Annotated in this window: 23 protein-coding genes; 8 read left to right on the top strand and 15 right to left on the bottom strand. The window is 72.2% G+C overall.

What is annotated here, in order from left to right:
* The first annotated feature begins 31 nt into the window (after window positions 1–31).
* Window positions 32–397, top strand: a complete 366-nt coding sequence (locus OG247_RS14175) for a winged helix-turn-helix transcriptional regulator (RefSeq protein ID WP_327252587.1) — start codon at window positions 32–34, stop codon at window positions 395–397.
* A gap of 43 nt (window positions 398–440) precedes the next feature.
* Here OG247_RS14175 and OG247_RS14170 read toward each other — a convergent pair whose 3' ends face one another.
* The 3 genes from OG247_RS14170 to OG247_RS14160 all read right to left on the bottom strand — a co-directional run bounded on the left by OG247_RS14170 (window position 441) and on the right by OG247_RS14160 (window position 2,916).
* The gene (locus OG247_RS14170; protein ID WP_327252586.1) at window positions 441–1,175 is read right to left on the bottom strand and encodes a class I SAM-dependent methyltransferase; all 735 of its coding nucleotides are present in this window, start codon (window positions 1,173–1,175) and stop codon (window positions 441–443) included.
* Window positions 1,176–1,448: 273 nt separating this feature from the next.
* Entirely contained in the window at window positions 1,449–2,279 is an 831-nt protein-coding gene (locus OG247_RS14165) for a carbon-nitrogen hydrolase family protein (protein WP_327252585.1), read from the bottom strand.
* 61 nt (window positions 2,280–2,340) lie between these two features.
* Complete coding sequence (locus OG247_RS14160; RefSeq protein WP_327252584.1) at window positions 2,341–2,916, bottom strand: TetR/AcrR family transcriptional regulator; 576 nt, start codon at window positions 2,914–2,916, stop codon at window positions 2,341–2,343.
* 186 nt (window positions 2,917–3,102) lie between these two features.
* Between OG247_RS14160 and OG247_RS14155 the strand changes: the two genes are divergently transcribed.
* Window positions 3,103–5,556: a beta-glucosidase family protein gene (locus tag OG247_RS14155; RefSeq protein WP_327252583.1), complete on the top strand. Its 2,454-nt coding sequence runs from the start codon at window positions 3,103–3,105 to the stop codon at window positions 5,554–5,556.
* 102 nt (window positions 5,557–5,658) lie between these two features.
* On the opposite strand, the gene OG247_RS14150 is transcribed toward OG247_RS14155, so the two are convergent.
* A complete protein-coding gene (locus OG247_RS14150; protein WP_327252582.1) occupies window positions 5,659–6,570 on the bottom strand; it encodes an SGNH/GDSL hydrolase family protein in 912 nt (303 codons plus the stop codon).
* A 250-nt stretch (window positions 6,571–6,820) separates the two neighbouring features.
* Between OG247_RS14150 and OG247_RS14145 the strand changes: the two genes are divergently transcribed.
* Window positions 6,821–7,315 (top strand): DUF3145 domain-containing protein, encoded by a 495-nt coding sequence (locus OG247_RS14145; RefSeq protein WP_243329390.1) that lies wholly within the window; start codon window positions 6,821–6,823, stop codon window positions 7,313–7,315.
* Window positions 7,316–7,374: 59 nt separating this feature from the next.
* Here OG247_RS14145 and fabF read toward each other — a convergent pair whose 3' ends face one another.
* The 5 genes from fabF to OG247_RS14120 form a co-directional block, all read right to left on the bottom strand.
* Window positions 7,375–8,640, bottom strand: a complete 1,266-nt coding sequence (fabF, locus tag OG247_RS14140; RefSeq protein ID WP_327252581.1) for a beta-ketoacyl-ACP synthase II — start codon at window positions 8,638–8,640, stop codon at window positions 7,375–7,377.
* Between the two features lie 76 nt (window positions 8,641–8,716).
* The gene (locus tag OG247_RS14135; RefSeq protein ID WP_327252580.1) at window positions 8,717–8,965 is read right to left on the bottom strand and encodes an acyl carrier protein; all 249 of its coding nucleotides are present in this window, start codon (window positions 8,963–8,965) and stop codon (window positions 8,717–8,719) included.
* 62 nt (window positions 8,966–9,027) lie between these two features.
* On the bottom strand, window positions 9,028–10,032 hold the full coding sequence (locus tag OG247_RS14130; RefSeq protein WP_327252579.1) for a ketoacyl-ACP synthase III: 1,005 nt from the start codon (window positions 10,030–10,032) through the stop codon (window positions 9,028–9,030).
* Between the two features lie 19 nt (window positions 10,033–10,051).
* On the bottom strand, window positions 10,052–10,978 hold the full coding sequence (locus tag OG247_RS14125) for an ACP S-malonyltransferase (RefSeq protein WP_327252578.1): 927 nt from the start codon (window positions 10,976–10,978) through the stop codon (window positions 10,052–10,054).
* Window positions 10,979–11,067: 89 nt separating this feature from the next.
* Complete coding sequence (locus tag OG247_RS14120; protein ID WP_243329400.1) at window positions 11,068–12,285, bottom strand: PucR family transcriptional regulator; 1,218 nt, start codon at window positions 12,283–12,285, stop codon at window positions 11,068–11,070.
* An 81-nt stretch (window positions 12,286–12,366) separates the two neighbouring features.
* Here OG247_RS14120 and OG247_RS14115 point away from each other — a divergent pair, with 81 nt between their 5' ends.
* A complete protein-coding gene (locus OG247_RS14115; RefSeq protein ID WP_327252577.1) occupies window positions 12,367–13,047 on the top strand; it encodes a pirin family protein in 681 nt (226 codons plus the stop codon).
* Window positions 13,048–13,092: 45 nt separating this feature from the next.
* Here the strand turns inward: OG247_RS14115 and OG247_RS14110 are convergent, their stop codons facing one another.
* Entirely contained in the window at window positions 13,093–13,920 is an 828-nt protein-coding gene (locus tag OG247_RS14110) for a serine hydrolase domain-containing protein (protein WP_327252576.1), read from the bottom strand.
* A 51-nt stretch (window positions 13,921–13,971) separates the two neighbouring features.
* Between OG247_RS14110 and OG247_RS14105 the strand changes: the two genes are divergently transcribed.
* Together OG247_RS14105 and OG247_RS14100 are read left to right on the top strand one after the other, a co-directional pair.
* Window positions 13,972–14,388, top strand: coding sequence for a MerR family transcriptional regulator (locus OG247_RS14105; RefSeq protein ID WP_327252575.1), 417 nt, complete (start codon window positions 13,972–13,974; stop codon window positions 14,386–14,388).
* Entirely contained in the window at window positions 14,385–15,470 is a 1,086-nt protein-coding gene (locus OG247_RS14100; RefSeq protein ID WP_327252574.1) for an aldo/keto reductase, read from the top strand. The genes OG247_RS14105 and OG247_RS14100 overlap by 4 nt, the downstream gene beginning before the upstream one ends.
* Before the next feature lie 113 nt (window positions 15,471–15,583).
* Here the strand turns inward: OG247_RS14100 and OG247_RS14095 are convergent, their stop codons facing one another.
* The 3 genes from OG247_RS14095 to OG247_RS14085 form a co-directional block, all read right to left on the bottom strand.
* Window positions 15,584–16,420, bottom strand: a complete 837-nt coding sequence (locus tag OG247_RS14095; protein WP_327252573.1) for a DUF4429 domain-containing protein — start codon at window positions 16,418–16,420, stop codon at window positions 15,584–15,586.
* Between the two features lie 74 nt (window positions 16,421–16,494).
* The gene (locus OG247_RS14090) at window positions 16,495–17,634 is read right to left on the bottom strand and encodes an alpha/beta hydrolase (RefSeq protein WP_327257472.1); all 1,140 of its coding nucleotides are present in this window, start codon (window positions 17,632–17,634) and stop codon (window positions 16,495–16,497) included.
* 257 nt (window positions 17,635–17,891) lie between these two features.
* On the bottom strand, window positions 17,892–18,551 hold the full coding sequence (locus OG247_RS14085; RefSeq protein ID WP_327257471.1) for a TetR family transcriptional regulator: 660 nt from the start codon (window positions 18,549–18,551) through the stop codon (window positions 17,892–17,894).
* A gap of 91 nt (window positions 18,552–18,642) precedes the next feature.
* Here OG247_RS14085 and OG247_RS14080 point away from each other — a divergent pair, with 91 nt between their 5' ends.
* Entirely contained in the window at window positions 18,643–20,259 is a 1,617-nt protein-coding gene (locus OG247_RS14080) for an MFS transporter (protein WP_327252572.1), read from the top strand.
* Between the two features lie 401 nt (window positions 20,260–20,660).
* Entirely contained in the window at window positions 20,661–21,086 is a 426-nt protein-coding gene (locus tag OG247_RS14075; protein WP_327257470.1) for a peptidase inhibitor family I36 protein, read from the top strand.
* Here OG247_RS14075 and OG247_RS14070 read toward each other — a convergent pair.
* Both OG247_RS14070 and aceE read right to left on the bottom strand, forming a co-directional pair.
* A complete protein-coding gene (locus tag OG247_RS14070; protein ID WP_327252571.1) occupies window positions 21,067–21,894 on the bottom strand; it encodes a potassium channel family protein in 828 nt (275 codons plus the stop codon). The two genes, OG247_RS14075 and OG247_RS14070, sit on opposite strands and share 20 nt — an antisense overlap.
* Window positions 21,895–21,965: 71 nt before the next feature.
* Window positions 21,966–24,698: a pyruvate dehydrogenase (acetyl-transferring), homodimeric type gene (gene aceE, locus OG247_RS14065; RefSeq protein WP_327252570.1), complete on the bottom strand. Its 2,733-nt coding sequence runs from the start codon at window positions 24,696–24,698 to the stop codon at window positions 21,966–21,968.
* Window positions 24,699–25,022 lie beyond the last annotated feature (324 nt).

The raw sequence follows: 25,022 nt of genomic DNA, 5'->3' as shown, positions 1-25,022 counted from the left end.
GAGGTGAGTGAACAGGTGGGAGGGGTGCGTGATGGCTTTGACACAGCGGCCGGGCGCGGATCACTGCGGAATCGCCGCGGCGATGTCCGTGATCGACGGCAAGTGGAAGGTGTCGGTCCTGTGGGAGCTCGGGCAGTGCCCGCGCCGCTTCGGCGAGCTGCGCCGACTGGTCCCGGGGGTCTCGGAGAAGGTGCTCGCGGCCCAGCTGCGCGAGCTGGAGACGGATGGCATCGTCCTCCGCGAGGTCTACGAGGAGGTTCCGCCGCGCGTGGAGTACTCCCTGACCCCGCTCGGCCACGAGCTGAACGGGGCCCTGGAGGCCCTCGGTGCGTGGGGTGCGAAGAACCTGCTCCCCGACGCCGCCCGGACCATGGCGAGCGGGGCCGTCTCTCGGTGAGCGGGGGCCTCCGGGTGGTCCTCCCTGTGGGGGAGGACGGCCCTCACTCCGGGCGGCGGAACAGCGCCGTCCAGAGGAAGGCCTCGCCGAAGGCGCCGGAGGAGGCGGGCTCGTCGTTCATCCGCCGCAGCTCCACCTCGGTGAGGCCCTCGAAGACGTAACGCAGCGCCCCCGGCGTGTACGCGAGCCCGCCTTCGAGGCGGGCCCTGCCGTAGAAATCCGCGTCGGGCAGTTCGGAGCCCATCGCGCCGGAGGCGAAGCAGGTCAGGGCGAAGCGGCCGCCGGGCGCCAGCAGCCGGTCCAGCAGGGCCAGGTAGCTGACCCGGCGGTGCGGCGGCAGGTGGTGGAAGCAGCCCGAGTCGTAGATCAGGTCGTACGGGCCCACGAGCCCGGCCCCGTCCGCACCGAAAGCGTCCCCGTGGTGGAAGCGGATCCCGGCCCCCGCGGCACGGGCACGTTCCTCGGCCCAGGTCAGGGCCGTCGGAGAGAGGTCGACGGCGTCCACCTCGAAGCCCCGCGCGGCCAGGTGCAGGGCGTTGCGGCCGGGACCGCAGCCCAGGTCCAGGGCGCGGCCGCCCGCGGGGATCAGCCCGCGGTCGAGGCAGGAGACCAGGTTCTCGTCGGGTTTCGCCACGAAGAACGGCACCGGTCGCTCGCGGTCCGCGTAGAACCCGTCCCACCAGGCGGAACCACCGGCCGTCCAGCGGTCCGCTTCGGGTGCGAAGAGCCCGTCCATGAGGGTGAGCACATCGTCGACACTGCGTATGTTCCGGTCCATCCGAACCCCCTTCAGCTGTCCCCGATTTTATCGGCGGAAAGGGTAAAAGCCCAGGTCAGATGATGTGTGGAGGAGGGCTGGCGGGCCTTGTGCCGCCCTGCGGCCGGGCGGCCGGTGCCCGCCCCCGCGGGTAGGGAGGCCGGGTGCCCCAAGGGCCCGTCCAGCGCCCCCGCGAGCCCTTTCCCGGCCGGTCCCGGGCCTGTTTCCGTACGGGTTCCGGAGCCGCGTACTCCTGCATGCGGCCCTGCCCGGCGGGCGGCCCCAGGGGCCGCGTCAGGCCCGTGCCCGCGCCGTCGGCGCGCCCGGCGCGCCCGGCTCGTCCGCATGGCCCGCACGCGCGCCCTCGGCCCGGCCCTCCGCCACCCCGTCCGCTTCCGCGTCCGCCTCCGCCTCCGTCGGCACCTCCGCCACGACGACCGACGGCGTGTGCGCGTCCGCCTCGGCCAGCAGGGTTCCGCCCGGGGCCCAGACGGCCGCGCCCCCGCAGCCCGTCCACTCCCCGGCGGGTCCGACGTGGTTGGCGAGGGCCACGTACATCCCGAAGCCCCGGGCGATCCCCGGGTGGACCGCCGCACGCTCGGCGACGCCGTCGCCGGTGCCGTAGAGCGAACTCGCCAGGTGGACCCGGCAGCCTGCCGCGGCGCCCGCGCCGGGCACGTCCGCGAAGTGGTTGTCGAAGCAGATCCCCAGGGAGAAGCGGATCCCGTCGAGCTCGAAGCGGCCCGGGACCGTCCCCGCGGCGAAGACCTCCTGCTCGTGGCGGAACAGGTGCTGCTTGGCGTACGTGGTCACGTGCGCGCCGTCCGCGTCGTGGACCAGGGTCGCGATGACGGGCCGGGGGCCGTCCGTGCGCAGCGCGACGTTGACGGCGGTGGCGATCCCGGTGGAGCGGACGGGGTCCAGCCGGGGATCCTCGGCGTCGGCCAGCCACAGGCCGGGGTCCGCGGCGAGCGCGGCCGGCTCGTAGCCGGTCAGGGTCAACTCGGGGAACACCACCAGCCCGGCGCCCTCCTCCCGCGCCCGCACGGCGAGTGCGGCCGCCCGGGCGGCGTTGGCGGACACGTCGGTGGGGACGCAGCTCAGCTGCGCGGCAGCGATCTTCACCCGGCCCAGCATGCCAGCCCCGCCGGGCGTCGCGAGGCGGACGGGAGTGTGACGACCGGCCCTAGGTCCGGGGTCCCTGGATCAGGTCGAGGAAGGCGCGGAAGGTGCCGGGCATGTCCACGGACTCGGGGGACAGCAGCCACTGGTACTGGAGGCCGTCCATCACGGCGGCCAGCAGCGGGGCCGCGTGCTCGGGGGTGAGGCCCGAGGGGAGCCGCTCGCCGAACTCCGCGCGCAGGACCGCCGCCATCGCGGAGCGCACCTGCGCGTACCGCTCGGCGAAGAACTCCCGTGCCGGGTGGCCGTCGGTGACGCTCTCGCCGAGCAGCGCCGAGAAGGTCTGCACGATGCCCGGGCGCATGGCGTTGTATTCCACCAGCGAGGCCAGCAGGTCGGGGCGCCAGGCGTCGGCCAGTGTGTGGGTGCCGCCGCCGGTGTCCCAGCGGTCGCGCTCTTCCAGGACCGCGACCAGCAGTGCCTCCTTGGTCGGGAAGTAGTGCAGCAGTCCCTGCTGGGTCAGGCCCACGCGCTCGGCGACCGCGGCCAGGGCCGCGCCCCGGTAGCCGCGCTCGGCGATCACCTCGACGGCAGCGCGGACGATCTCCACGCGCCGTTCCTCGCTTCTGGCCCTGACCATCGCCCCGCCACCCCTTCCGTTCCGGACCTGCCAGCAGGACCGTACGGCATCTCTAGATTACGAACAGATTACGAACCCTACCGCTCTACAGGTAGCGGGTCCACCATGGGGTCACCGCACAGCGCTGCACGGCACCGCACCGCACCGCACCGCACCGCACCGCGCACCCGCACTCAACGAGGAGGCATGGCCGTGACCGATGCCGATCAGGTCCGCAACGACGCCGTAGAGACGGCACTTGGCAAGCTGGACCTCGACACCAAGGCCCGGCTGCTGGCCGGCCAGGACATGTGGTCCCTGCCCGCCGTCCCCGAGATCGGGCTGAAGTCCCTGGTCATGTCCGACGGCCCCATCGGCGTGCGCGGCGTGCGCTGGACCGCCGACGACCCGTCGATCGCCCTGCCCTCCCCGACCGCGCTCGCCGCCGCCTGGGACCCCGAGCTCGCCCGCCGGGCCGGCCGCCTCCTCGCCCAGGAAGCCCGCCGCAAGGGCGTCCACGTGCTCCTCGCGCCCACCGTCAACCTGCACCGCTCCCCGCTCGGCGGCCGGCACTTCGAGTGCTACTCCGAGGACCCGTACCTCACCGGCGCGGTCGGCAGCGGCTACGTGAACGGCGTCCAGGACGGCGGCGTCGGCACCACCGTCAAGCACTTCGTCGGCAACGACGCCGAGACCGAGCGCTTCACCGTCAACAGCGTCATCGCCCCGCGCCCGCTGCGCGAGCTGTACCTGGCCCCCTTCGAGGCCATCGTCGCCAACGCCCACCCGTGGGGCATCATGACCGCCTACAACCAGGTCAACGGCACGACGATGACCGAGCACCGCTACCTCGTGGGCGAGGTCCTGCGCGGCGAATGGGGCTTCGACGGCTGCAACGTCTCCGACTGGATGGCCGCCCGCTCCACCACCGGCGACATCCTCGGCGGCATGGACGTGGCCATGCCCGGTCCCGTCACCGTCTACGGAGCTCCGCTCGCCGAAGCCGTCCGCGCCGGCGAGGTACCCGAGTCCGCCGTCGACGAGGCCGTCCGCAACGTCCTGCGCCTCGCCGCCCGCGTCGGCATCCTGGAGGGCGCCCCGGCCGTGGTCGGCGAGGTCCCGGCCCCGATCGACGGCCAGGCGCTGGCCCGCGAGCTGGCCGCCCGCGGCTTCGTCCTCGCACGCAACGAGGCCGTCGCCGCCGGAAAGCCCGTGCTCCCGCTCGCCCCCGGCCGCACCGTCGCCCTCAGCGGCGCCGCCGCCCGCGACGCCCGCGTCCTCGGCGGCGGCAGCGCCACCGTCTTCCCCGAGCGGATCGTCTCCCCGCTGGACGGACTGACCGCCGCCCTTCCCGAAGGCGCCGTGACCTTCACGGTCGGCGCCGACCCCAGCGACGAACTGACCCCCGCCGACAAGGGCTTCGAGCTCCGCGCGGTCTGCCGGGACGCCTCCGGCGCGGTCCTGGGCACCGGCTCGCTGCCCACCGGCCAGGTCCAGTGGATCGGCGACGACCTGCCCGAGGGCGTCACGTACGAGACGATGGCGAGCATCGAGGTCACCGGTACGTTCGTGCCGCGCGAGAGCGGCGAGCACGCCTTCGGCACCCGCGGACTCGGCGCCTTCACCCTGGCCGTCGGCGGGGAGACCCGCTTCGAGGGGGTCCAGCCGATGGGCGACGAGGCCGACCCCTTCGAGGCCTTCTTCGGCGCTCCCCAGGTGCGGACCCGCCTCACCCTCACCGAGGGCGAAGCCGTCGAGGTCTCGCTGACCTACCAGGTCCCCGACATGACGACCCTGCCGCTCAAGGCGATCATGTTCTCCTTCCTCCACCTCGGCCCGCAGCGCTCCGCCGAGGAGCTCATCGCCGAGGCCGTGGAGGCCGCGCGCGCCGCCGACACCGCCGTCGTGGTCGTCGCCACCACCGAGCGGGTGGAGTCCGAGGGCTTCGACCGCAAGGACCTCACGCTCCCGGGCCGTCAGAACGACCTGGTGCGCGCCGTCGCCGCCGTCAACCCGAACACCGTGGTCGTCGTCAACGCCGGCTCCCCGGTGGAACTCCCGTGGCGCGACGAGGTCGCCGCCGTCCTGCTGGCCTGGTTCCCCGGGCAGGAGGGCGGGGCCGCGCTGGCCGACGTACTCCTCGGAGAGGCGGAGCCGGGCGGGCGGCTGCCCACCACCTGGCCCGCCGAGTTCGCCGACGCGCCCGTCACCGAGGTCACCCCCACCGAGGGGCGACTGGAGTACACCGAGGGGCTCTTCATCGGCTACCGGGCCTACGAGAAGCACGGGATCGCCCCGGCCTACTCCTTCGGGCACGGCCTCGGCTACACGGACTGGGCCTACGAGTCCCTGGAGGTCACCCCCACACAGGCGAAGGTCCGCGTCACCAACACCGGTACCCGGCCGGGCCGCGAGACCGTACAGGTCTACCTGGCGCCCGTCGCCGACAGTGTCGAGCGTCCGGCGAGCTGGCTGGCGGGCTTCGCGAGCGTGACCGCGGAACCCGGCGAGAGCGTCGACGTGGAGATCCCGCTGCCGGAGCGTGCCTTCGAGATCTGGGACCAGCCCTCCCGCTCCTGGCAGCGGATCGGCGGCGGCTACGAGGTCCGCGCGAGCCGTTCGCACGGCGACACGCGGCTGACGGCGGCCCTCGACCTGTAATGGCCGGAAATCACCCCTGCTGATCGAAGGCCGCGGTGATGCACACAAGCTGGACCGGGGGCGGGCCCTGACACCCGCCCCCGGTCCGATCTCCCTGCGGCGTCAACGCGGAGGCTCCGCGGAGGTCACCTGTCGGTGCGCCAGTTCCGCGAGCCGCGCCTGCCCGTCCTTCCCCGGATGGAACCAGTCCCAGCGGCTCAACTGATCCGCCGAGAAGGGGTACTGGAACACCGCGCCGCCGTCGTAGCGGCACAGCTCGTCCTTCGCGCAGACCTCGCGCAGCACCTCGTTGTACTCGACCACCCGCGCCCGCACCTGCTCCCGCCGGGCCGTCGCACCGGCGGCCGCCGAGGTCGGATCGGCGAGCATCGACTGGCAGATGCCCAGCTTCCAGATCCGGCGCACCATCGGGTCGTCCTTGCCCTGCTCCCACAGCCGCTGGAGGTCCGGGACGCTGGAGACGTACACCTGCGAGGCCGGCGAGGCCGCCCGCAGGCCGGCCAGCGCCTTCTCGAATCCGGAGCGGAAGGCGGCCACCGGAGTCATCGACGAAGCCGAGGGCCGGCAGGCGTCGTTGGAGCCCACCATCACCGTGACCAGGCCGGGCTTGTGTCCGGCCGCCGAGGCGAGCTGCCCCGGGAGGTCCGCCATCCGGGAGCCGGTCACCGCGTAGTTCCAGCTGCGCGCGGGCACCTCGGCCTCGCCGAGCAGCCGGGCCGCCAGCGAACGCACCTCGGGGTCGTCACCGGTGGCCCAGGAGGCCTCGGGGCAGTCGGCCAGTACCGAACAGGCGTCGAAACCGCGCGTGATGGAGTCGCCCACGGCGGCCACCGAGGCCGGCGCGGTGTTCCACCGGGGGGCCGCCTGGGCCCCGCGCTCGCCCCCGGCCTTCACCCCGTCCGCCGAACACCCGGTCAGCGCACCGGCCGCCAGGAGCAGCAGGGCGGCCGCCGCACCCGCACCCGCGCCCGCGGAGGTCCGACGCGCGCGGCGGCGTGGGGCGGTGGTGCGCATGCGGAAGGTCCCTCCTCGTGGCCGCCGTGTCAATCGGTGGCGTCCTGCTGAGTGAATGCTCTGTGTTTACGGCCCTCGGAGCGACCGTACGTCACACCATGACCCCCGGCGCACGGTAGCTTTTTCCCGTGGCGTTTCGGCCGCAAGTCCCGCAACGCAATGTCAAATAATTTCCGTTACATTACATCACGTCACATACTGTCCGTTTTCTGGAGTTTATTCCCGACCTCGTCCCACACTGGAGGTCCCGGTGACGACACGTGGAGTCCTGTACGTGCACTCCGCACCGCGCGCGCTCTGCCCGCACGTGGAATGGGCTGTTGCGGGGGTGCTCGGGGTGCGGGTGAACCTCGACTGGATCCGTCAGCCCGCCTCCCCGGGCACCTGGAGAGCCGAGTTCTCCTGGCAGGCCGAGGCGGGCACCGCCTCGAAACTCGCCTCCGCGCTGCGCGGCTGGCACCTGCTCCGCTTCGAAGTGACCGCGGAACCCTGCCCGACCGCCGAGGGCGAGCGCTACAGCTCCACCCCGCACCTGGGCATCTTCCACGCCGTCACCGGCATGCACGGCGACATCCTGATCCCCGAGGACCGGCTGCGCGCCGCCCTCGCCCGGTCCGCGCACGGCGAGACGGACCTGGAAGCGGAGATCGCCAAACTGCTCGGCAAACCCTGGGACGACGAGCTCGAACCCTTCCGCTACGCGGGCGAGGGCGCCCCGGTGCGCTGGCTCCACCAGGTGGTCTGAGGTACGCGGAAGGCCCCGCCCGGCAGATGCCGGGCGGGGCCCTTCGTGCGTGGTGTGACTCAGACGGTCCGGAAGGCCAGCGAGACGTTGTGGCCGCCGAAACCGAAGGAGTTGTTGATCGCGGAGATCGGGCCCTCCGCCGGGAGCTTGCGGGGCTCGTCGCGCACGATGTCCGCGTCGATGTCCTCGTCGATGTCGTCGAGGTTGATCGTCGGCGGGGCGAGGCGGTGGTACAGCGCCAGCACCGTCGCGACGGTCTCGATGCCGCCGGCGCCGCCGAGGAGGTGACCGGTCATCGACTTCGTGGCCGAGATCGCGATGTGGTCGAGGTCGTCGCCCAGCACCTTGCGCAGGGCCTTCAGCTCGGCCGTGTCACCCTGCGGGGTGGACGTGGCGTGCGCGTTCACGTGGACCAGCTCGGCCGGGTCCAGACCCGTGTTGTCGAGCAGGTTCTGCAGGGCGGCCGAGACGCCGCGGCCGGTGGGCTCCGGCTGCGCGATGTGGTGGCTGTCCGCGGAGAGGCCCTGGCCCAGGACCTCGCAGTAGACCCGGGCGCCGCGCGCGGCGGCGTGCTCGGCGGACTCCAGGACCACGACGCCCGCACCCTCGCCGAGGACGAAGCCGTCGCGGGCCTTGTCGTACGGACGGGAGGCCGTGGTCGGGTTCTCGTTGTTCTTGGACATCGCCATCATGTTGGCGAACGCCGCGATCGGCAGCGGGTGGATCGCCGCCTCGGTACCGCCGGCGACGACCACGTCGGCACGGCCGGTGCGGATCATCTCGACGGCGTAGCCGATGGCCTCGGCGCCGGAGGCGCAGGCGCTGACCGGAGTGTGCACACCCGCGCGGGCGTTGACCTCCAGGCCGACGTTGGCCGACGGGCCGTTGGGCATGAGCATGGGGACGGTGTGCGGGGAGACCCGGCGCACACCCTTTTCCTTCAGTACGTCGTACTGGTCGAGCAGGGTGGTCACGCCGCCGATGCCGGAGGCGATGACGGTGCCCAGGCGCTCGGGCGCGATCGACGCGTCCTCGCCCGCCGGGGCGGTGTAACCGGCGTCGGCCCACGCCTCACGGGCCGCGATGATCGCGAACTGGGCCGAACGGTCCAGCTTGCGGGCCAGCGGCCGCGGGAGGACCTCACTCGGGTCCACGGCGGCGGTGGCGGCGATACGGACCGGGAGTTCGGCGAAGCGCTCACCCTCGAGGGGCTTTACGCCGGAACGGCCGGCAAGCAGACCTTCCCAGGTCGAAGCGCTGTCGCCACCCAGCGGAGTGGTTGCGCCGATACCGGTGACGACCACGGTGCGATTGGTCGGGCTCACAGGAATTCTTTCTCCACGTTTCAGGGGGTGAATTGTCACGGCGCCACCGCCAGGTGGCGACAAACGCTCGTCAGGCTCAGGCCTGGTGCTTGAGGATGTAGCTCGCGGCGTCGCCGACGGTCTTGAGACCCTTGACGTCCTCGTCCGGGATCTTCACCTCGAAGCGCTCTTCGGCGGCGACGACGACCTCGACCATGGACAGCGAGTCGACGTCCAGGTCGTCGGTGAAGGACTTCTCGAGCTGGACGTCCTCGGTCGGGATGCCGGCGATCTCGTTGACGATCTCCGCGAGACCTTCGACGATTTCATCCTGGGTGAAGGCCATGTTGGCGCTCCTTCTATAGCTAGCTGGGGGTCAAACGGAGTCCGGGATGTGGATCCCGGGCCCTAGGGGAGGGTAACGACCGTGGCGGCGTAGACGAGCCCCGCCCCGAAGCCGATGACGAGCGCGGTGTCGCCGCTCTTCGCCGCTCCGGTCGCCAGGAGCCGCTCCATTGCGAGCGGGATCGAGGCGGCCGAGGTGTTGCCGGTGGTTTCGATGTCACGGGCGACCGTGACGTGCTCCGGCAGCTTCAGAGTCTTCACCATCGAGTCGATGATCCGCATGTTCGCCTGGTGCGGAATGAAGACGTCCAGGTCATCAGCGGTGATCCCGGCTGCGTCGAGCGCCTGCTGGGCCACCTTCGCCATCTCGAAGACGGCCCAGCGGAAGACCGCCTGACCCTCCTGCGTGATGGCGGGAAACTTTTCGCCGCCGTCCTTGCCGAGGTACTCGTCCCACGGCACGGTCTGCTTGATGGTCTCCGACTTGTCGCCCTCCGAACCCCACACCGTGGGGCCGATGGCCGGCTCGTCCGAGGGACCGACGACCACGGCGCCCGCGCCGTCACCGAAGAGGAAGGCCGTCGCGCGGTCCTCCAGGTCGGTCAGGTCCGAGAGCCGCTCCACGCCGATGACGAGGACGTACTCCGCGGAACCCTCGACGACGAGCCCCTTGGCCAGGGTCAGGCCGTAGCCGAACCCGGCGCAGCCCGCGGAGATGTCGAAAGCGGCGGGCTTGCCCGCGCCGATGCGGTGCGCGATCTCGGTCGCCACGGCCGGGGTCTGCTTGAAGTGCGACACCGTCGAGACGATGACGGCGCCGATCTTCTCCGGAGCGATCCCGGCGTCGGCCAGGGCCTTGCCGGAGGCCTCCACCGACATCGTGGCGACGGTCTCCTGCGGGGAAGCCCAGTGCCGGGTCGCGATGCCGGAGCGGGAGCGGATCCACTCGTCGGAGGAGTCGATGGTTTCGAGGATGACCTCGTTCGGCACCACGCGGGTCGGACGGTAGCCGCCGACACCGAGGATGCGGGCGTACGGGGAGCCCTTGGCAGGCTTGATCTTCGACATGCTGAGTGGGCTCCTTCTCTCAGACCGCGTGCTCGGAAACGAGCGCCGCGGCCTTGTCGAGATCGTCCGGGGTCTTCAGCGCCACGCTCGGTACGCCCTTCAGCGCACGCTTGGCCAGACCCGTCAGGGTGCCACCGGGGGACAGTTCGACGATCCCGGTGACGCCCAGAGCGGCGAACGTCTCCATGCACAGGTCCCAGCGGACCGGGTTGGCCACCTGGCCCACCAGCCGGGCGACGACATCGGCGCCCGTGGTCACGACCTGACCATCTTTGTTCGATACGTACGTCAGCGCCGGGTCGGCCGGGGAGAGGGCCGCAGCGGCCTGCTCCAGACCGGCGACCGCCGGAGCCATGTGGTGCGTGTGGAAGGCGCCCGCGACCTTGAGGGCGACGACCTTCATGGAACCTTCGGGCTTCTCGGCCACCAGGGCCGCGATCTGCTCCACGGTTCCCGCGGCCACGATCTGGCCCGCGCCGTTGACGTTCGCCGGGGTCAGACCCAGCTTCTCCAGGTGCGCCACGACGACGTCCGGGTCACCGCCGAGGACGGCCGCCATGCCCGTCTCGGTGATCGCCGCGGCCTCCGCCATGGCGAGTCCGCGAGTGCGGACGAAGGACAGCGCGTCCGCGTCCGACAGGACCCCGGCGTACGCGGCGGCGGTGATCTCGCCGACGCTGTGGCCCGCCACGGCGCCGAAGGCACCGGGGCCGGCCTTGGAGGTCAGCTCGGCCGCGGCGAGCAGGCCGGCGGCCACGAGCAGGGGTTGTGCGACGGCCGTGTCGCGGATCTCGTCCGCGTCGGCCTTCGTGCCGTAGTGGGCAAGGTCGAGCCCGATGGCATCCGACCAGCCGGCGACGCGGTCAGCGGCGCCGGGCAGTTCGAGCCAGGGAGTCAGGAAGCCGGGCGTCTGTGCGCCTTGGCCGGGAGCGACGAGTACGAGCACCCTCACACTCTCTCTTGTGTTCGGTCCGCGCCGCCCGTGGGGACAGGGACGAAGAACCATCGGGGTAATTGTTGATGTCCGACAAAAGCTTAGGACTGAGGATCGCCGTCGGCCAGACGCCCGAGGATCAAAGCGATCCTCAGTGTGAACGCGGAGCGGACATCGGAGGGCGACCAGCCGGTGACGTCTGTCACACGTCGGAGCCGGTAGCGCACGGTGTTGGGGTGCACGAACAGCATCCGGGCCGCACCTTCGAGGCTGCTCGCCTGCTCCAGATAGACACTCAGCGTCTCCAGCAGGGCCGAGCCGGCCTCTTCGAGCGGTCTGTAGATCTCCTCCACCAACTGCTCGCGGGCCGAAGGGTCGGAGGCGATCGCGCGTTCGGGCAGGAGATCGTCCGCGAGCACCGGCCTCGGAGCGTCCTGCCACGCCGTGCAGGCCTTGAGTCCGGCCGCGGCCGCCTGCGCCGATTTCGTGGCGTTCAGCAGGTCCGGGACCACCGGCCCGGCGACCACGGCGCCTGCCGCGAACGGCCCGATCAGCGACTTCGCCACCTGCATCGGATTGTCGCTGCCACCCGCGATGACCACGAGCCGGTCGCCCAGCACACCCGTGAGCACCTGCAGCTTGTGGTGGCGGGCGGCCCGCCGGATCGCCTCGACCGTCAGCTCGCTGTCGCCCTCCGGAGCCGTGCCCAGCACCACGCACACGTGCTCGGGGGAGTTCCAGCCGAGCGCCGCCGCCCGGGACAGCGCGCCCTCGTCGGCCTCCCCGGACAGCACCGCGTTGACCACCAGGGACTCCAGCCGGGCGTCCCACGCACCGCGGGCCTCGGCGGCCTGGGCGTAGACCTGGGCGGTCGCGAAGGCGATCTCCCGGGCGTACACCAGCAGGGCCTCGCGCAGGATCGACTCGTCGCCGGGCGCGGCGACCTCGTCGATCGCGGTCTCCATGACCTCGATCGTGGTGCGCACCATCTCGACGGTCTGGCGCAGGGTGATCGCCCGGGTCAGCTCGCGCGGAGCCGTCCCGAAGACATCGGTGGAGATCGCCTGCGCGGTGTCCGGGTGCCGGAACCACTCCGTGAACGCGGCGATGCCGGCCTGCGCGACCAGGCCGATCCAGGACCGGTTCTCCGGTGGCATCGCCCGGTACCACGACAGCGTCTCGTCCATGCGCGCGATGGCGTTGGCGGCGAGCCGGCCGGAGGACTTCTCCAGCCGGCGCAGCGTCGCGGCGTGCGGATGGGGCGGAGCCGGATGCGCGGGGTGGACCGCGGGGGAATGCTCACGTTCGGGTTGGGGCACGTGACAAGACTGCCTTATCGGGGCCGCTGCGCGGAGTCCGGTCTCATCCCGGGCCGCGCCCCGGGGGCTACGGTGGCCCCCATGATTGATGTACGCCGAGGCTCCGACCGGTACGAGGGCGGGGAACCCCCCACGGGCATCACCACCCGGCACGCCTTCTCCTTCGGCCCGCACTACGACCCCGACAACCTGCGGTTCGGCCCGGTCCTGGCGTGCAACGAGGAGAGCCTCGCCCCCGGCGCGGGCTTCGACGAGCACCCCCACAGCCACACCGAGATCGTGACCTGGGTGGCCGAGGGCGAGCTCACCCACCGGGACGCCACGGGCGCCGCGACCCTGGTGCGGCCCGGCGACGTACAGCACCTCGCCGCGGCGTCCGGGACCCGGCACGTCGAACGCAACGACGGCCCCGGGCCGCTGCGCTTCGTGCAGATGTGGCTGGCCCCGGCCGATCCGGCCGGGGAGCCCTCGTACACGCTGGTCAGGGGGATCGCCGACAGCACGCCCTACGCCGTGCCCGCGGCCGGGGCCGTCCTGCACGTACGGCGTCCGGGCGCGGGCGAGCGGGTCGCCGTACCGGCCGCCGCGCGGGTGTACCTGCACGTCGTACGGGGAGACCTGCGGCTGGACGGCGGGTCGGCCGGGTCCGCCGATGGTGCCGAGGAGCTCAGCCCCGGGGACTCGGCGCGGATCACCGGCGAGGGGGAGCTGGAGCTGGTCGCCGGCTCCCCGGCCGAGGTGCTGATCTGGGAGCTTTCCTAGGAGGGTCCCGTGGCGGCGGGCCCACAGACGGCGGTCGCAGGCGGCTCAGCGGGTCCTGAGCTCCGCGAGCACCGCGTCGGTGAACGGAGGCCAGGCCTCCACGGCCCACGGACCGAAGGCGCGGTCCGTCAGCGCCACGCAGGCGGCGCGGGCGTCCGGGTCCACCCACAGGAAGGTCCCGGACTGACCGAAGTGGCCGAAAGTGCGCGGCGAGGAGCCGGCGCCCGTCCAGTGCGGGGCCTTCCCGTCACGGATCTCCAGGCCGAGCCCCCAGTCGTTGGGGGACTGGTGGCCGTAGCCGGGCAGCACGCCCTTGAGGCCCGGGTGGACCACGGAGGTGGCCGCGGCGACCGTGCGCACGTCCAGCAGCCGCGGCTGCTGGAGCTCGGCGGCGAAGCGCAGGAGGTCGGAGACGGTGGAGACGCCGTCCTTGGCGGGCGAGCCCTCCAGGCTGCTCGACGCCATGCCCAGCGGCTCGAAGACGGCCTCGGCCAGGTACGCGGCGAAGGGGATGCCGGTGGCCTTCGCGATGTGGTCGCCGAGCTCCTCGAAACCGGCGTTCGAGTACAGCCGGCGCTGCCCGGGAGGGGCCGTCACCCGGTGCTCGTCGAAGGCCAGGCCACTGGTGTGGGCGAGCAGGTGGCGCACGGTGGAACCCTCGGGCCCGGCCGGCTCGTCCAGCTCGATCGCACCCTCCTCGTAGGCGACGAGGGCGGCGTACGCGGCGAGCGGCTTGGTGACGGAGGCCAGCGGGAAGCGGTGGTCCACCGGACCGTGGGCGGCGAGCACGGTCCCGTCGGCGTGGACGACGGCCGCGGCGGCGGTCGGCACCGGCCAGCTCTCGATGTTGCGCAGACTCTGCAGGCTCTCCATGCGGCCGAGGGTACTTGCTTGGAGTGCACTCCAAGGATTTAGCGTGGAGCCATGAGCCCGACCCGGACCCCCCTGCAGACGCAGACGCGGTACACGATCAGCGAGGTCGAGGCCCGGACCGGTCTGACCCAGCACACCCTGCGCTGGTACGAGCGGATCGGCCTCATGCCGCACGTGGACCGCTCCCACTCGGGTCAGCGGCGGTTCACCGACAAGGACCTCGACTGGCTGGGCTTCGTCGGCAAGCTGCGCACCACCGGAATGTCCGTGGCGGACATGGTCCGTTACGCCGAACTCGTCCGCGAGGGCCCGCACACCGCCGCCGACCGGCGCGAACTGCTGGAGCGCACGCGTGACGAGGTGCGCACGCGGATCACGGAACTGACCGACGCGCTCGCCGTCCTGGACTACAAGATCGATACGTATGCGATGCGCACCACCGTCGCGGGAGAGGGAGACCGGACATGACCGGCAACACCGTCGGGACAGAGCAGGTCGATCAGGCCGAGCAGGTAGATCAGGCCGAGCAGGTAGATCAGGCCGAGCAGGTCGGACAGGTCGAACTGGGCAAGGGCGGCCCGCTGGTGGGCGTCCAGGGGCTCGGTTGCATGGGCATGAGCGAGTTCTACGGGGACACCGACGAGGCGGCCGCCCGGCAGACCCTGGACGCGGCGCTGGCCGCCGGGGTCACCCTCTTCGACACCGCCGACGTCTACGGGCGGGGCGCCAACGAGGAGTTCCTCGCGCCGTTCGTGGCCGCGCACCGCGACCGGATCACCCTGGCCACGAAGTTCGCCATCGAGCGGACGGACGACCCGGTGTACCGGGGCGTCCGCAACGACCGCGCGTACATCCGCGGCGCGGTGGAGGACAGCCTGCGCAGGCTGGGCACCGAGGTCATCGACCTCTACTACATGCACCGGCGCGATCCGGCCGTTCCGTTCGCCGAGTCGGTGGGCGCGATGGCGGAGCTCGTGCAGGAGGGCAAGGTGCGCCACCTCGGGCTCAGCGAGGTGACCGGGGCCGAGCTGCGCGAGGCGCACGCGGTGCACCCGATCGCGGCGCTCCAGTCGGAGTGGTCGCTGTTCAGCCGGGACGTGGAGCGCAGCGCGGTGGGCGCGGCGGCGGAGCTGGGCGTGGCCATCGCGGCGTACTCCCCGCTCGGGCGCGGCTTCCTGACCGGGGCCTTCGCCGACGCGTCGGCGGAGCTGACGGCCGGTGACTTCCGGCGGTACCAGCCCCGGTTCACCGGTGACAACGCGCGGACGAACGGGGCGCTCCTGGCGCCGGTACGGCAGATCGCGGCGGCCCACGGTGCCACCCCGGCCCAGATCGCCCTGGCGTGGGTGCACCGGCGGGCGGCGGTGCACGGCCTGACGGTCGTCCCGATCCCGGGCACCCGCAAGCCCTCCCGTCTCGCGGAGAACACCGCGGCGACCCGCATCACCCTGACGGACGCCGACCTGTCCCTCCTGGACGCGATCGCCGAGGGTGTCGCGGGCGACCGCTACCCGGACATGAGCTCGACCTCGGCGGCGCGCGAGGGGTGACCGCCTGCTGCGCCGGAGGGGCTGGATTTTCCAGCCCCTCCGGCGTTTGAGGAGCGGGTCTGGGCGGAGCCCAGGGAACGGCGGAAGGGCGGGTGGGGGACAGCCCCGCAGGGTCAGGCCCCGGCCGTGAAGCGGTCGCGCAGCGCCCGGTACTCGGCGTCCGTGAGCAGCCCCGCACTGTGCAGCTCGGCGAGATGCTGGATCCGCTCCCAGGACCGCTGCGGGGGCACCGAGGCGACCGGGCTGCGCGCCCGCAGGGCCGCGAGCAGCGCCGCCGCGAACGGCAGCGACTCGTGCACGGCCCCGTACCCCACGCCGAAGACGGCCGAGGCCAGGTCGTGGTCCGGCCGGGGGTCACCGGCGGCCTCGCGGGACCACAGCCGCAGGTGGCCCCCGGGCCGTTCCGGGGAGTGCCAGGTCAGACCGGCCAGGGCGGCCAGCGGATACCGCTGGTCGCCCGCCTTCCACTTGGCACTGGTGGCCCCGGTGCGCGACCAGTGGAAGGTGACGGCGCCGCCGTCGAAGGCGAGCCGGGCGTCGTACGCCTTCAGCGCGGCCCGCGGCTCCGGGACGCGGACCAGGAACCGGTCGGCCGGCCCGGCGGGACCCAGCCGCTCGCGCAGCGTCTCGCCGAAGGCCGTGGCCCGCGCGGTCCCGCCACCGCCTCCCGGCAGCACCAGCCGGTACGGATCGCAGGCTTCCCGCAGCTGTCCGGCCGCGGCCTCCATCAGCGGATCCGCGCCGACGCGCACGCGGGCGTGCAGCACCACGGTGTCCCGCCGTCCCACGGTCAGGCCCACCCCGGACAACGCTTCGAGGGGAATCCGGCGTTCCCCCAGGGCGTGCCAGAGCCTGGGCGTTCGCATCCCCCGTGCGAAGCGGATGATGAGCGAGTTCGTGGTGCGGTCGAACTCCCAGACGGCATGGTTTCCGGCCAGTACGTCACCCATGCGGCACATCGTAAAGGGACGCACCCCCGTGCGTCCCCCCGCTGTGAGGTCCGATTTCGGGTCGGCCGAGCGGGTCAGGAGCCTTCCGTCGCGGATGTCCCGCGTCGGCACGTGTCGTCCCCGGTGGCGCACACCGTGGAACCGAACGCCCCGGTTCCGATTTTGGCGAAGTTGTCCAGGGATTCGGTCCCTGGCTCGAAGTAGCCGGTGTGGCTCTTGGCTCCGGCCGCCGACAGCACCCGTGCGCCGAACTCCCCGGAGACCGGATCCGCGCCGTGGCCCAGGCCCCCGAACTCCAGGTGGGGTACGTCGGCGATCCAGTCACCGGCGTCCCGCATCGCCCACACCCGCGCCGAGGTGCCCAGTTCACCGGCGTTCGCGGCGCGCATTCCGGGGCTGCCCGCCACCACGATGTCCGTGACCCGGTGCGGCAGTTCGTGGGCGGCCACCCCGCACACCACCGAGCCGTAGCTGTGGCAGAACAGTGCCACGCTCGCCCGCCCGGGCAGCGCGGAGGTCAGCGAGCGCAGCCGGGCCGCGCCGTCCACGGCGAGGCGCCCGGTCGCCGCGTCCATGCCGACGCCGGTCGGGGCGGTGTAGCCGGCCCAGGCGATGACCGCGGTCCGGCCGGCCGGGGCGGCCGCGCGCTCGGCCTCGTAGAGGGACTCCGCCATGCCGACGGGGGAGGTCAGCCGACGCACCGTGCGCTCGAAGGTGAGCGCGTCGGTGTCGACCCCGGGGACGACCACCGAGACCCGGCGGGCCTCGCCGAGGTCGCCGAAGACCTCGGCCGCGAGGCCGCCGCCGGTGGGGTCGAAGACGAGGATCTGCCGGCCGGGCTCGGCGAGGGACTCGAAGCGGTGGGAGCGCCGGGCCGCGGTGGCGCGGTCGACGGGGGCCAGCGTGATGTCGTGCGCGCGGGCGGCCTCGACCCGCGCGGCCTCCTGCAGGGACATCCGGTTGGCCCGGTAGCGGACGCTGGGCGGCGCGCCGTCGAGATTGCCGACCACGAGCGGGTGGCCCTCGGCGAGCCGGGCGCGCTGGGCGCCGTCGAGCCGCGCGAAGAACCGTGCCACCACGGGCGGCGGGGCGTCGGCGGCGGGCAGGAGCCGGCCCTCGAAACGCGATCCGGTCCAGGAGGCGAGCGCGGCCTCGCGCGGGGAAGCCCCGCTCGCGGGCCGGTAGACGGCGGTCCAGCCCGTGGTCGTGAGCATCAGGAAGACCACCGCCAGCGCGAGCAGGGCGCGCAGGGCGGCCGGGCGCGCGGGGGCGTCGGCGGAGTGGGTGTGGGCGGGGCCGGGCAGGTTCACTGCGCCCAGCCTAGGAGACCTCGGCGGCTGCCTGCGCGCCGGGTGACGGGAGTCACCGCCGACCGTGGGACGCCCCGCCGGCGGATGCGCCCGTACGGGACCCGCGTGCGGGCACCCGTGCCGTACGGGAGCTTCGCCCGGCGGGGAGACAACCGCGCCGGTCAGGCTGGCCGCCGCCAGTCGGCGGCCAGTGCCGGGCCGATCTGGTCGAGGTAGACCTCGGTCATCCGCCGGATGGTGGCCACGCTGATGTCCTCGCCCTGTCCCCAGAGCCGGCCGGTGACGCGCATCACGCCCGTGAACGCGGCGACGGCCACCCGCGGGCGCGGGTCGGCGTCCACGTCGAGGCCCTCGCGCTCGGCTATCAGCCGGGCGATCTGCTCCTCCAGTTCGGTGGAGCGGCGCAGGTGCACGGCGAGCAGGGCCGGGGTGGACTCGATCAGCCGGTAGCTGCGCATGTACAGGTCGATGGGGACCAGGTCCGAAATGGCCTCGTCGACGGTGTCCCAGGCGTCGAGCACGGCGGAGCGCATGGCCTCGAAGGGGCCCTCGGCGGGCGGGCGCGCGCGCAGCGCCGCGACGAAATGGGATTCGACCAGGTCCTGGACGGCGAAGGCGACCTCTTCCTTGTTGGCGAAGTACCGGAAGAAGGTGCGCTGGGAGACGTCCACGGCGTCGGTGATCTCGTCGACGGTCGTCTCCTCGTACCCCTGCGCGATGAAGAGGAGGAGGGCAGCGCGCAGCAGTGCGTCGCGCGTGCGCTGTTTCTTGCGCTCGCGCAGTCCGGCGGCCGGTGCGGGCGCGGGCCGCTGATCGGTCATCACGGCGGTCAGGGTACCTGTGACGGACCTGACAGTGGCTGTCTGACGAACCGGCCTGTGAAGTGTCAGTCGCTGTCACTAACCTGTTCGCATGACTAGTCAGATCACCGTCGACGGCGATGACGCGCTCTCGCTCAGCAAGGAACCGGTCCCCCCGCCGGGCCGTACGGGCCTCCGGGGCCACCCGTGGCTCACCCTGTTCGCCGTCGCGATCGGCGTCATGATGGTCACCCTCGACGGCACGATCGTCGCCGTCGCCAACCCGGCCATCCAGAAGGACCTCGGCGCCTCGCTCGCCGACGTCCAGTGGATCACCAACGGCTACCTGCTCGCCCTCGCGGTCTCCCTCATCACCGCCGGCAAGCTCGGCGACCGCTTCGGCCACCGCCAGACCTTCCTCATAGGCATCGCCGGTTTCGCCGTCTCCTCGGCGGCCATCGGTCTCTCCGGCGGAGTCGAGCTCGTCATCGGCTTCCGCGTCGCGCAGGGCGTCTTCGGAGCACTGCTGATGCCCGCCGCGCTGGGCCTGCTGCGCGCGACCTTCCCGGCCGAGAAGCTCAACATGGCCATCGGCATCTGGGGCATGGTCATCGGCGCCTCGACCGCCGCCGGGCCGATCGTCGGCGGTCTGCTCGTCGAGAACGTGAGCTGGCAGTCGGTCTTCTTCATCAACGTGCCCGTCGGCATCGTCGCGCTCGCCTTCGGCCTGTTCATCCTGGTCGACCACCGGGCCGAGAACGCCCCGCGCTCCTTCGACGTCCTGGGCATCCTGCTGCTGTCGGTCGGCATGTTCTCGCTGATCTGGGCGCTGATCAAGGCCTCCGAATGGGGCTGGGGGGACGCCAAGACCCTGGCCTTCCTCGGCGGGTCCGTGCTGTGCTTCGTGGCCTTCGCCCTCTGGGAGAACTCCGTCTCCGAGCCGCTGATCCCGCTCGGGATGTTCCGCTCGCTGCCGCTGTCCGCGGGCACGGTGCTGATGGTCCTGATGGCCTTCGCCTTCATGGGCGGGCTGTTCTTCGTCACCTTCTACCTGCAGAACGTCCACGGCATGAGCCCCGTCGACAGCGGCCTGCACCTGCTGCCGCTGACCGGGATGATGATCATCGGATCGCCGCTGGCGGGCCTCGCCATCACCAAGGTCGGCCCGCGGCCGCCGCTGGTCGCGGGCATGGTCGCCACCGCCGTCGCCTGCTTCGGGATGGCCCAGCTGACGCCGGGCACCTCCACCCCCACCATGTCCCTGTGGTTCGCCCTGATGGGCCTCGGGCTCGCGCCGGTCATGGTCGGCGCCACCGAGGTAATCGTCGGCAACGCCCCGCTGGAGCTCTCGGGCGTGGCCGGCGGGCTCCAGCAGGCCGCCATGCAGGTCGGCGGCAGTCTGGGCACCGCCGTGCTCGGCGCGGTCATGGCGAGCAAGGTCGGCAGCGTCTTCGAGGGCAACTGGGCCGGGGCCGGGCTGCCGTCGCTCACCCCGGAACAGGCGGACCTCGCGGAGAAGGGCATCCAGGTCGGCATCGCCCCGATCCCGCCGGAGGCGCCCGAGCAGCTCGCGGCGACCATCACGGGGGTCGCGCACGACACGTTCGTGTCAGGGATGAGCACCGCCTTCACCGTCGCCGGAGTGGTCGCGGTCCTGGCCGCGGTCGTGGCCGGCTTCACCAAGCGCGGCGAGAACGCGGAGGCGGGGGCGGGCGCGGCCCACATCTAGCCCCGTTGGCTCCGTCCCGGCCGCCCGTCCGGACGCAGTGCCCCGCTGGCGCTGTGCCTCCGGCCGCGCGGCCGTGGCGGTCACGGTGGTCGCGGAGGCGTCAACTCCGGGGCCCGGGCAGCCCCGCCGGACGGTTCCGGCGGGGCTGTCGCCTATCAGGGTGGACCCGCTCGCGGCCCCTTCCGCCGGGACGTCCGCGCAGGTCAGCGTGGTGCCGACGGAGCTTCCGGAAACGGTCCGGGGCCCGTACGTCCACCAGGAGTTGACCCGTCATGCGTACGTGGAGCAATACTTTCTCCGGGCGCACCGCCGCCACGGCCGCCGTTCTCGCCGCCACCCTGCTGATCCCGGGCACCGCGGAATCCGCCCACGCGGCGGGCCGCGCCCCGGGCCGTACGCCGGTGCAGGCACCGGCCCTGATCCCTGCCCAGGCGCAGGCACACGCGCAGCCCCGGGCCCAGGCTCCCGGGCGGGCCCGGGCCGACGCTCCGGCTCCCGTACGGGCCTCCGGGCGGACGAAGGGGCGGGCCGCCGGGCCGCCGGCGCTCGGGGCCTGCGCCACCGGGCAGCTGTGCCTGTGGGCGAAGCCGGAGTTCAAGGGCGCCCGCACGACCCACGAGCTCAGCACCCTCGACATCAACAGCTGCACCGCCCTGCCCGCCGGGACCACCGCCCAGTCCCTCACCAACCGGACCGGCCGGCCGGTCACCACCTACCAGTCGGCCGAATGCGCCGAGACGGGCGAGTTCCAGACCTACCCGGGCGACGGGGTGTGGCTGCCCCAGTCGCCTTACCAGGTCAGGGCGTTCAAGGTGTGGGAGCGCTGACGGCGCCGCCCGCCTGGACCGCCCCGGCCGGCTCGGCCGTCCCGCCCCGGGTGCCCGGGGCGGGCACGCCGGCTCCGGCGGGGGCCGGTCCGCCGAGCCGGGCTACCTCGGCACGCAGGGCCCGTACCTCCGCCGTCAGTTCGGAGATCGCCGCCGTCTGGGCGCGCTCCACCAGGTCGTCGCGCTCGAAGCGGGAGATGAACCAGGCCGCGATGTTGGCGGTCACCACACCCAGCAGCGCGATCCCGGACAGCATCAGCCCCACCGCCAGCAGCCGGCCGAGCCCGGTGGTGGGGGAGTGGTCCCCGTAGCCGACCGTCGTCATCGTGGTCACCGACCACCACAGCGCGTCCCCGAGGTTCTTGATGTTGCCGTCGGGGGCGTCCCGCTCCACGCTCAGCACCGCCAGCGAGCCGAACATCAGCAGCCCGACCACCGAGCCCGCCACGTACGTGGTGAGCCGGATCTGCGGGGCCATCCGCGCGCGCCGCCCCACGAGCATCAGGGTGGAGACCACGCGCAGCAGCCGCAGCGGCTGGATCATCGGCAGCACCACCGCCATCAGGTCCAGCCAGTGGGTCCGTACGAAGGCCCTCTTCGAGTGCGCCAGGCCCAGCCGCACCAGGTAGTCGGCGGCGAAGGCGGCCCACACCACCCACTCGGCGTGCCTGCAGGCGCTGTGCACCGCCGGGCTCGCGTCGGGCAGGACGATGGGCACCGCGTAGGCCACGGCGAAACCCAGGGCGAGCACCAGCAGCGGGGTCTGCGTCCGGCGCTCCCACCGCGCCTGGGGAGAGGGTTGCTTCATGCGGAGCATCGTAAGGAACGGGTGAGGGGCGCCGGGACAGGTGTCCCGGCGCCCCTCACCGCAAGAGACGGCTACGCGTCGCCCCCGGCCGCGCCCGGGTCGGCCGCCCGGACGTCCAGCAGCTGGTACCGGTCGATCGCCTGCTTCAGCGCGGAGCGGTCGATCTTGCCTTCCTTGGCCAGCTCGGTCAGCACCGAGAGGACCACCGACTGAGCGTCGATGTGGAAGAAGCGCCGGGCCGCGCCCCGCGTGTCCGCGAAGCCGAAGCCGTCCGCGCCCAGCGAGGTGTACTTGCCGGGCACCCAGCGCGAGATCTGGTCCGGGACCGCCCGCATCCAGTCGGAGACCGCCACGAACGGCCCCTCCGCGCCGGACAGCTTGGTGGTCACGTACGGCACGCGCTGCTCCTCCTCCGGGTGGAGCAGGTTGTGCTCCTCCACGGCGACGGCCTCGCGGCGCAGCTCGTTCCAGGAGGTCGCCGACCAGACGTCCGCCCTGACGTTCCACTCGGCGGCCAGGATCCGCTGCGCCTCCAGCGCCCACGGCACCGCCACGCCCGAGGCCATGATCTGCGCCCCGACGGAGCCGGAGGTGCCCTGCGAGACCCGGTGGATGCCCTTGAGGATGCCGTCCACGTCCACGCCGGCCGGCTCGGCCGGGTGCTGGATGGGCTCGTTGTAGACCGTCAGGTAGTAGAAGACGTCCTCGGCGTCGGGGCCGTACATGCGCCGCAGACCGTCCTTGACGATGTGCGCGATCTCGTACCCGTACGCCGGGTCGTACGCCACACAGCCCGGGTTGGTCGAGGCCAGCAGCTGGGAGTGGCCGTCGGCGTGCTGCAGGCCCTCACCCGTCAGGGTGGTGCGGCCGGCGGTCGCGCCGAGGACGAAACCGCGCGCCAGCTGGTCCGCCATCTGCCAGAACTGGTCACCCGTGCGCTGGAAACCGAACATCGAGTAGAAGACGTAGACCGGGATCAGCGGCTCGCCGTGCGTCGCGTACGCCGAACCCGCGGCGATCAGCGAGGCCGTGCAGCCCGCCTCCGAGATGCCGTCGTGCAGCATCTGGCCGGTCGGCGACTCCTTGTACGCGAGCAGCAGGTCGCGGTCGACCGCCTCGTACTGCTGGCCCAGCGGGTTGTAGATCTTGGCGCTCGGGAAGAACGCGTCCATGCCGAAGGTGCGGTACTCGTCGGGGGCGATCAGCACGAAGCGCTTGCCGATCTCCTTGTCCCGCATCAGGTCCTTCAGGATGCGGACGAAGGCCATGGTGGTGGCGATCGACTGCTGTCCCGAGCCCTTCTTGGCCGCCGCGTACGTGGCGTCGCCCGGCAGCTGGAGCGGCTTCGCGCGCACCACGCGGGTCGGCACGTAGCCGCCGAGCGCGCTGCGGCGGTCGTGCATGTACTGGATCTCGGGGGAGTTGCGGCCCGGGTGGTAGTACGGCGGCGCGCCGTCCTCCAACTGGGCGTCCGTGATCGGGATGTGCAGACGGTCGCGGAAGCGCTTGAGGTCGTCGGCCGTCAGCTTCTTCATCTGGTGGGTCGCGTTGCGGCCCTCGAAGTTCGGGCCCAGCGTCCAGCCCTTGACCGTCTGCGCCAGGATCACCGTCGGCTGGCCCTTGTGGGCCTTGGCCGCCGCGTACGCCGCGTAGACCTTCTTGTGGTCGTGGCCGCCGCGGCCCAGGTGCTGGATCTGCTGGTCGGTCATGTTCTCGACCATCGCGCGCAGCCGGTGGTCGCCGCCGAAGAAGTGGTCGCGGATGTACGCGCCCGTCTCGGTGGCGTACGTCTGGAACTGGCCGTCCGGAGTGGTGTTCAGCTTGTTGACCAGGATGCCGTCGCGGTCCTGGGCCAGCAGCGGGTCCCAGGAGCGGTCCCAGATCAGCTTGATGACGTTCCAGCCGGCGCCGCGGAACTGCGACTCCAGCTCCTGCATGATCTTGCCGTTGCCGCGGACCGGACCGTCGAGGCGCTGCAGGTTGCAGTTGACGACGAAGGTCAGGTTGTCCAGGTGCTCGCGGGCCGCGATGGAGAGCTGGCCGAGCGACTCGGGCTCGTCCATCTCGCCGTCGCCGAGATACGCCCAAACGTGTGACTTGGAGGTGTCCGCGATGCCACGGGCCTCCATGTACCGGTTCATCCGGGCCTGGTAGATCGCACCGAGCGGGCCGAGGCCCATCGAGACGGTCGGGAACTCCCAGAAGTCCGGCATCAGCCGCGGGTGCGGGTAGCTGGAGAGGCCGTACGGGGCCTTCGACTTCTCCTGGCGGAACGCGTCGAGCTGCTGCTCGGAGAGCCGGTCCAGGAGGTAGGCGCGGGCGTAGATGCCGGGTGAGGCGTGGCCCTGGAAGAAGATCTGGTCGCCGCCGTCGCCCTCGTCCTTGCCCCGGAAGAAGTGGTTGAAGCCCACGTCGTAGAGCGACGCGGAGGAGGCGAACGTGGCGATGTGACCGCCGACGCCGATCCCCGGGCGCTGGGCGCGCGAGACCATGACGGCCGCGTTCCACCGGGTGGCGTTGAGGACCTTGCGCTCGATCTCCTCGTTGCCGGGGAAGAAGGGCTCGTCCTTGGTGGCGATCGTGTTGACGTAGTCCGTGGAGCGCATCTCGGGCACGGCCACGCGCTTCTCGCGGGCCCGCTCCATCAGCCGCAGCATCAGGTAGCGGGCGCGCTCACGGCCCCGCTCGTCGACCGCGGCGTCCAGGGAGTCGAGCCACTCCTGCGTCTCTTCCGGATCGAAGTCCGGTACCTGACTCGGCAGGCCACCAATGATGATCGGATTGCGATCGGATGCGGAAGCCACGCTGTTCCTTCGCTGTCGGGGGAGTCGTGCCTGGGGTTCGCCGCCTCCCATGGTCTTACGCTCGGCAGAAATCGTCATCTTTACCGCTGGGTAATCCCTGGAGTGTGGAGGGATTGTGCTGGCTGTGGCGACGACGGAGCCCAAACCGCAACCTTACGCCCATGTCGATCACCCCCTTCGCAAGGCCGTTCGTCCCTCAAACAGGTGCGAAAGTCCCGAGGCCGTGCCGAATGAGGTGGAATGGTGTGGGATGAATCACCAGGGGTACATCCGGAAGGGCTGAAAGTTGCGGCGAGACGGCCGCAATCGTCACCGTTTCGACGG

It is taken from the genome of Streptomyces sp. NBC_01244 (assembly GCF_035987325.1).
Taxonomy (GTDB): Bacteria; Actinomycetota; Actinomycetes; order Streptomycetales; family Streptomycetaceae; genus Streptomyces.
Note: the sequence above shows the minus strand (reverse complement) of the source record. Positions and strands in the feature narration are given on the sequence as shown.